This window comes from Stappia sp. TSB10GB4, from assembly GCF_900185745.1.
Classification (GTDB): domain Bacteria; phylum Pseudomonadota; class Alphaproteobacteria; order Rhizobiales; family Stappiaceae; genus Stappia.
In genome coordinates, this window is sequence record NZ_FYAV01000006.1 from 1 (window position 1) to 6507 (window position 6507).

The following is a 6507-nucleotide window of genomic DNA, read 5'->3' on the forward strand; positions in this document are numbered from 1 at the left end:
GTCTCTCCGGCGGCATCAACCCCGTGGAGTTGGAAGAGATGCTTGGACGTGTCCATGCCGATGCGCGTAATCTCGTTCATTGGGCGGCTCCTTCGATGTGTTGGGACCATCATCTTGGCGCAAAACGGCGCCGGATGGGGGCCGTCCACCCCAACGGGATCCAGAGGTGCCCTCAGCGAGTGTGAGGCGGACAGCAGGCCCCGCCCTCACGCGGCGAGGCGGACCCAGACGGGGACGTGGTCGGAGGGCTTTTCCCAGGCGCGGACATGGGCGTCGATGCCGGCGCCCTCGAAACTGTCGGTGGCTTCCGGCGACATCAGCACATGGTCGATGCGGATGCCGTTGTTCTTCTGCCAGGCGCCGGCCTGATAATCCCAGAAAGTGTAGACATCCGCGTCGGTGTTGACCGCGCGCACCGCCTCGGTGAAGCCGAGCGCGACAAGCGCGCGGAAGGCCGAGCGGCTTTCCGGCTGGAACAGCGCATCGTCCACCCAGCTTTGCGGATTGCGCGCGTCGATCGGCTGCGGGATGACGTTGTAGTCGCCGAGCAGCAGGAAACGCTCCTCGTCGGCAAGGCGCGCACGGGCATGGGCGATCAGCCGCTGCATCCAGGCGAGCTTGTAGGGAAACTTTTCCGTGCCGAGCGGATTGCCGTTCGGCAGGTAGAGGCAGCCGACGCGCAAGGGGCGGGCGGCGCTGCCCTCCGTTTCGATCCGCGCCTCGATGTAGCGGGCCTGCTCGTCGCCGCCGTCGCCGGGAAGGCCGCGCAGAACCTCGCTCACCGGCGTTCGCGAGAGAATGGCGACGCCGTTGAAGCCCTTCTGGCCGTGGGTCTCGACATGATAGCCGAGCGCCTCGAAGGCCTCGCGCGGGAAGCCCTCGTCGACCGACTTGATCTCCTGCAGGCAGGCGACATCGGGCGCCGCCTCGCGCAGCCAGGCAAGCGCCGCGTCGAGGCGCGCCTTGACGCCGTTGATGTTCCAGGTGGCGATTTTCAACGGCGTTGTCCCGTGATGCGCGGCGAAAAGGATCGCCGTCAGATGGCGAAGCTGGTGCCGCAGCCGCAGCCGGCGGTGGCGAGCGGATTGCGGATCTGGAAGGACTGGCCCATCAGGTCGTCGACGAAATCGATGACCGCGCCTTCCATGTATTGCAGCGAGACGGGATCGACGAGGACGCTGGCCCCGTCGCGGGCAAGGACGATGTCGCCCTCTTCCTGCTCGGTGACAAGGTCATATTTGTACTGGAAGCCGGAGCAGCCGCCGCCCTCGACCGAGATGCGCAGGCTGGTGCCCGCCGGCTCGGAAGCGAGGATGCGGGCGATGCGGCGCACGGCGGCGTCGCTCAGTTCCACGCCCTGGGCTGTAGGGGCCTGTGTCGTCGCGCCCTGTGTCGTCGCGCCCTGATCCGCTGAAGCAATGTGATCGGCCATGGTCGTCACTCTCTTTCTGCCGCCGCGACGGATCGCTTGCTGCGCCGTCGCCGCGGTGCCACCGGGCGGCGGCTGGCGGGCCTGAGGCGAAATTTCCGCCGCTCGCTCGCATGCCGCCCTGTGCAAGGGGTTACCGAATAGGTATGAACAGCGCGAGCATGCGTCAACAGTCTCGCATGGATGGCGCGGCAGCGCGAGCCCGCGCCGGACACCGGCCAGACCGCGGGCGGCACGCGCGAGCGCAACGACCAGGGGAGCCCCCATGACCGCACCGCTTGGCTATGGAGCCCAGCCGCGCGCGCCCTACGCCACGGACCCGGAGCACAGCGTCGGCCGGCTCGTGCCCGAGCCGGAAAGCCCGACGCGCACGCCGTTCCAGCGCGACCGCGACCGGATCATCCATTCGACCGCGTTCCGGCGGCTGAAGCACAAGACCCAGGTCTTCGTCTATCACGAGGGCGACCACTTCCGCACCCGGCTGACGCATACGATCGAGGTGTCGCAGATCGCCCGCTCGCTTGCCCGCGCGCTGAGGCTCGACGAGGATCTCGCCGAATGCCTGGCGCTGGCGCATGACCTCGGCCACACGCCCTTCGGCCACGAGGGTGAGGACGTGATGGACGCCTGCATGGCGCCCTATGGCGGCTTCGACCACAACGCCCAGTCCCTGCGGATCGTGACGCTGCTGGAGCGGCGCTATGCGGAGTTCGACGGGCTGAACCTGTCGTGGGAGACGCTGGAGGGCCTCGTCAAGCACAACGGCCCGCTGACGGATGCCGACGGCACGCCGCTCGGAAAGTTCGCGAAGACCGGGCTGCCCTTCGCGATCGCTCAGCACGCGCTGAAGCAGAACCTCAGACTCGACACCTGGCCGAGCGCGGAGGCGCAGGCCGCGGCGATCGCCGACGACATCGCCTATGACGCGCATGATCTCGACGACGGGTTGCGCGCCGGGCTGCTGTCGCTGGACCAACTCGGCGAGGTGCCGTTCTTCGCCGATATCCTGGCCGAGGTCGACGCGCGCTATCCGGGACTTGAGGAGGCGCGGCGCATCCACGAGATCGTCCGCCGCTCGATCACCCGGATGGTGGAAGACGTGATCGGCGAGGCGGTGCGGCGGCTGGATCGGCTCGCCCCGCACAGCGTCGAGGACATCCGCGCGGCGGGCGCGCCGGTGGTGACCTTCTCGGACGCGATGGCGGCGCGGGAGAGCGAGGTGAAGGCGTTCCTCTTCGCGAATCTCTACCGGCACGAATCCGTGCTGGCGGTGCGCCGGGAGGTGGCGGCGGTGGTGCGCGAGCTCTTCGCCGGCTATATGGCGGACCCTCAGCGGATGCCGGAGGAGTGGCGCCGCGGCCTCGATGCGGCCGACGAGGCGCGGCGGGCGCGCAGGGTCTGCGACTTCATCGCCGGCATGACCGACCGTTTCGCCATCGAGGAACATCTGCGGCTGTTTGACCGCACACCCGAATTGGGATAGGTCGCCGCCGTCCGTTCCGCGCCACTTGCCAGACGTTCAACCGAAAGACCGACATGAACATCTTCAGCCATTATGCCGACCTGGTCCGGGCGGCGATCCGCGAGCTGCATCCGGGCGACAAGGTCAGCGCCGAGCTGCTGCAGCGCTGCGTCGTCGAGCCGCCGCGCGACAGCGCCCACGGGGATCTTGCCACCAACGCCGCGATGGTGCTGGCCAAGCCGCTGAAGGTCAATCCGCGCGCGCTCGCCGAGCAACTGGCCGCGCGGCTGGCGGAGAACGACGACATCGCCAGCGCCGAGGTGGCGGGGCCGGGCTTCATCAACCTGCGGCTCACCGAGGGCGTGTGGGCGAAGGTGGTGGCGGCGATCCTGGCGGCGGGCACCGACTACGGCCGCTCGCAGATGGGCGGCGGGCTGAAGGTCAATGTCGAATACGTCTCGGCCAACCCGACCGGGCCGATGCATGTGGGCCATTGCCGCGGCGCGGTGGTGGGCGATGCGCTGGCCTCGCTGCTCGATTTCGCCGGTTATGACGTCACCCGCGAATATTACATCAACGATGCCGGCTCGCAGGTCGACACGCTGGCGAATTCCGCCTTCCTGCGCTACCGCGAGGCGCTCGGCGAGGACATCGGCGCGATCCCGGAAGGGCTCTATCCGGGCGACTATCTGGTGCCGGTCGGGCGCAGGCTCGCCGAACAGTATGGCGACGCCCTGCTGGCGATGGCGGAGGACGCGCGGCTGGCGCTGGTCAAGGACGCCACCATCGCCGCGATGATGGAGCTGATCCGCGAGGATCTGGCGCTGCTCAACGTGCATCACGAGGAGTTCTTCTCCGAGCGCTCGCTGCATGCGCGCGAGGGCGGCAACGGCTCGCAGATCGACCGGATGCTGGACGAATTGCGCGCGCGCGACCTCGTCTACGAGGGCACGCTGCCGCCGCCCAAGGGGCAATTGCCGGAGGACTGGGAGGACCGCGAGCAGACGCTGTTCCGCGCCACCGCCTATGGCGACGACATCGACCGGCCGCTGAAGAAGTCGGACGGATCCTACACGTATTTCGCGGCGGACGTGGCGTATTTCCTGTCGAAATACCAGCGCGGCTTCAAGGAGATGATCTTCATCCTCGGCGCCGACCATGGCGGCTATGTCAAGCGGCTGGAGGCGGTCGGCCGGGCGATCTCGCAGGGCGAGGCGAAGGTGATCGTGCGGCTGTGCCAGCTCGTGAAGCTCTATCGCGGCGGCGAGCAGGTGACCATGTCGAAGCGCTCCGGCGAGTTCGTGACGCTGCGCGATGTGGTGGAGGAAGTCGGCCGCGACCCGGTGCGCTTCATGATGCTCTACCGCAAGAACGACGCGCCGCTCGACTTCGACTTCCAGAAGGTGACGGAACAGTCGAAGGACAATCCCGTCTTCTACGTGCAGTATGGGCACGCCCGCTGCCGCTCGGTGCTGCGCCAGGCCGGCGAGGAGTTCGGCGCAGACGCGGTTTCGCCGCAAGCCCTTGGAAAGGCGGACTTCTCGCGGCTGACCGATTCGGGCGAGCGGGACATCGCCGCCAAGCTGGCCGCCTGGCCGCGGCTGGTGGAAAGCGCAGCGGAAGCACACGAGCCGCACAGGGTGTCGTTCTACCTGCACGAACTGGCGAGCGCCCTGCATTCGCAATGGAATAAAGGCAAGGATTCGCCGCAATTACGTTTTATTAACGCTGAAGATCGACAAACAACACTGGCCCGCCTGGGTCTCGTACATGCGATCTCCCTCGTTCTTGCCTCCGGCCTTGGCATTCTCGGCGTGGCGGCTCCGGAGGAGATGCGATAGGGCGGGATGGATCGCCGGTGCGCGAGGCGCGCCGCAGTCAGCGGAGAAGTCCCTAGCACCATGTCCAGTCGCTCGAACTATCCGGTCCAGGGCCAGCGCGGCGATCGCTACACGTCCGATCAAGGCCAGTCCGGGCAGGGCGCCGGGTTCGAGGAGGATCCGCTCGTCGAACTCGCCCGCATCGTCAGCGAGGGCAATGCCCGCTATCGCCCGGTCGCCCTCGGCACCGAAGGGGACGCGCCGCAGGGCAGCTATGACGCATCCCGCGACCTGGTCGACCACGAGGCGTGGGCGCGCGAGCTCGAGGCCGGGCTGTCCAGCGATTTCGGCACCTACGCACCCGAGCCCCAGGCTTTCGAGACCCCGGCTTTCGACACCCATGCTCTGGAGAGCCATGCGCGGGGCGGCGCGGCGGACCATGCCGACGACAGCTATCCGCAGGACCAGCGCGATCTCGACGCGCTGGAGCCGCAGCCCTTGGTGGACGAGGTCTATGCGGACCGGGCCCTGGAGGACGAGGGCCTCGCCTATGGGCACCGGCCGGCCGATCATGGCGATGCGGCCTATGCGGACGACGCCTATGCCGAAGACGCCTATGCCGAGGAGGCCTATGCGGAAGAGGCCTATGCGGAAGAGGCCGTCGAGGCGGCCGACCCTTACGCGCCGCGCCAGGCCGGCGGCTACGACGCACAGGACTCTTATGACGACGAGGACGTGCTGGCGGACGAGGCGGCCTATGATGCAGCCTATTATGCCGAGCCGGCCGTGCCCGCCCGCACCTCTGGCTCCCTCACCGACGATCTGACCGCCTCGCTGGAAGACGAATTGCTCGGCGCCTTGGGCGCGCCGCGCGCCGCCGAGCCCGGCTGGGACGGGGAAGTGGTCGAGGACGAGGCACAGCAGGACGCCTACGATCTGGGCGAGGACGACCTGCTCGCCGAGGAGTTCATTGCCGAGGACGAGGATCTGGCGGCGGACGGCCGTTACGACGACGCCGGCGGCTATGGCGCGCCGGCTCGCTACCGCGACGCCTTCGACGAGGCTGTCGACGATATTTTCGCGGCCGAGGCGGAAGCCCCGCCGCCGCCGGGCGGCTACGATCTCGACGAGGTCGCGCAGGCGATGCGCGAGGGCAACCCTCATCTGGGCGGCCATGGCGTGCTGCCGCCGCATTCGCAGCTTGAGATGGAGGCGGCCGAGCCGGCGCCGAAGTCGAAGCGCGGGCTCTATGTCGCGGCCGCCGTGCTCGGCGTCGTGGTGCTGGGCGGCGGCGTCTTCGCGCTGACCAATATCGGCGGCGGCGAGAGTTCCGGTCCGCCGCCGGTGATCACCGCCGAGGGCGAGGACCTGAAGGTCTATCCCGACAATCAGGCGCCGGCCGCCAACGGCCAGAGCAAGCTGATCTACGACCGCGTCGGCTCGGACGGCGAGGAACGGCTGGTCCTGCAGGAGGAGGAGGCTCCGGTCGCCACCCTGCCGCCGGCGCCGCTTCCCGAGGCGAACGAGAGCGAACGCGCCGCCGGCACGCCGGCCGGGCCGCGCCGGGTCCGCACCGTGGTGGTGCGCCCCGACGGCACGATCATTTCCACCGACGAGCCGGCCGGCGCGCCGGCCCAGCAGGCCCCCGCCGCGACCGCCGATGCCGACGGCGTGCGCCAGGTGGCGACGACGCCGATCACCGGCGGCGGCGTCGGGGATCTGGATGCGGCGGATGCCAGCCAGTTGGCGCCGCCTTCCGATCCGGCCGGACAGCCGGCGACGGAGACGAGCTACCG

Annotated in this window: 4 protein-coding genes and 1 pseudogene; 3 read left to right on the plus strand and 2 right to left on the minus strand. The window is 68.8% G+C overall.

The annotated features are described in order from the left end of the window. Positions 1-206: 206 nt before the first annotated feature. Together xth and TSB10GB4_RS00090 are read right to left on the minus strand one after the other, a co-directional pair. Complete coding sequence (gene xth, locus TSB10GB4_RS00085; RefSeq protein ID WP_186394060.1) at positions 207-998, minus strand: exodeoxyribonuclease III; 792 nt, start codon at positions 996-998, stop codon at positions 207-209. A gap of 38 nt (positions 999-1036) precedes the next feature. Next, a complete protein-coding gene (locus TSB10GB4_RS00090) occupies positions 1037-1432 on the minus strand; it encodes an iron-sulfur cluster assembly accessory protein (protein ID WP_186394061.1) in 396 nt (131 codons plus the stop codon). A 262-nt stretch (positions 1433-1694) separates the two neighbouring features. Here TSB10GB4_RS00090 and TSB10GB4_RS00095 point away from each other — a divergent pair, with 262 nt between their 5' ends. The 3 genes and pseudogenes from TSB10GB4_RS00095 to TSB10GB4_RS00105 form a co-directional block, all read left to right on the plus strand. Then, positions 1695-2912 (plus strand): deoxyguanosinetriphosphate triphosphohydrolase, encoded by a 1218-nt coding sequence (locus TSB10GB4_RS00095; RefSeq protein WP_186394062.1) that lies wholly within the window; start codon positions 1695-1697, stop codon positions 2910-2912. Between the two features lie 53 nt (positions 2913-2965). Beyond that, a complete protein-coding gene (gene argS, locus TSB10GB4_RS00100) occupies positions 2966-4732 on the plus strand; it encodes an arginine--tRNA ligase (protein ID WP_186394063.1) in 1767 nt (588 codons plus the stop codon). 60 nt (positions 4733-4792) lie between these two features. Next, positions 4793-6507: pseudogene (locus TSB10GB4_RS00105) on the plus strand (hypothetical protein); the annotation flags it as partial.

What these genes read in the sequence shown, in the direction of transcription:
- TSB10GB4_RS00090 (WP_186394061.1), bottom strand. Translation starts at nt 1,432, where the DNA reads ATGGCCGATCACATTGCTTCAGCGGATCAGGGCGCGACGACACAGGGC.
- TSB10GB4_RS00095 (WP_186394062.1), top strand. Translation starts at nt 1,695, where the DNA reads ATGACCGCACCGCTTGGCTATGGAGCCCAGCCGCGCGCGCCCTACGCC.
- argS (WP_186394063.1), top strand. Translation starts at nt 2,966, where the DNA reads ATGAACATCTTCAGCCATTATGCCGACCTGGTCCGGGCGGCGATCCGC.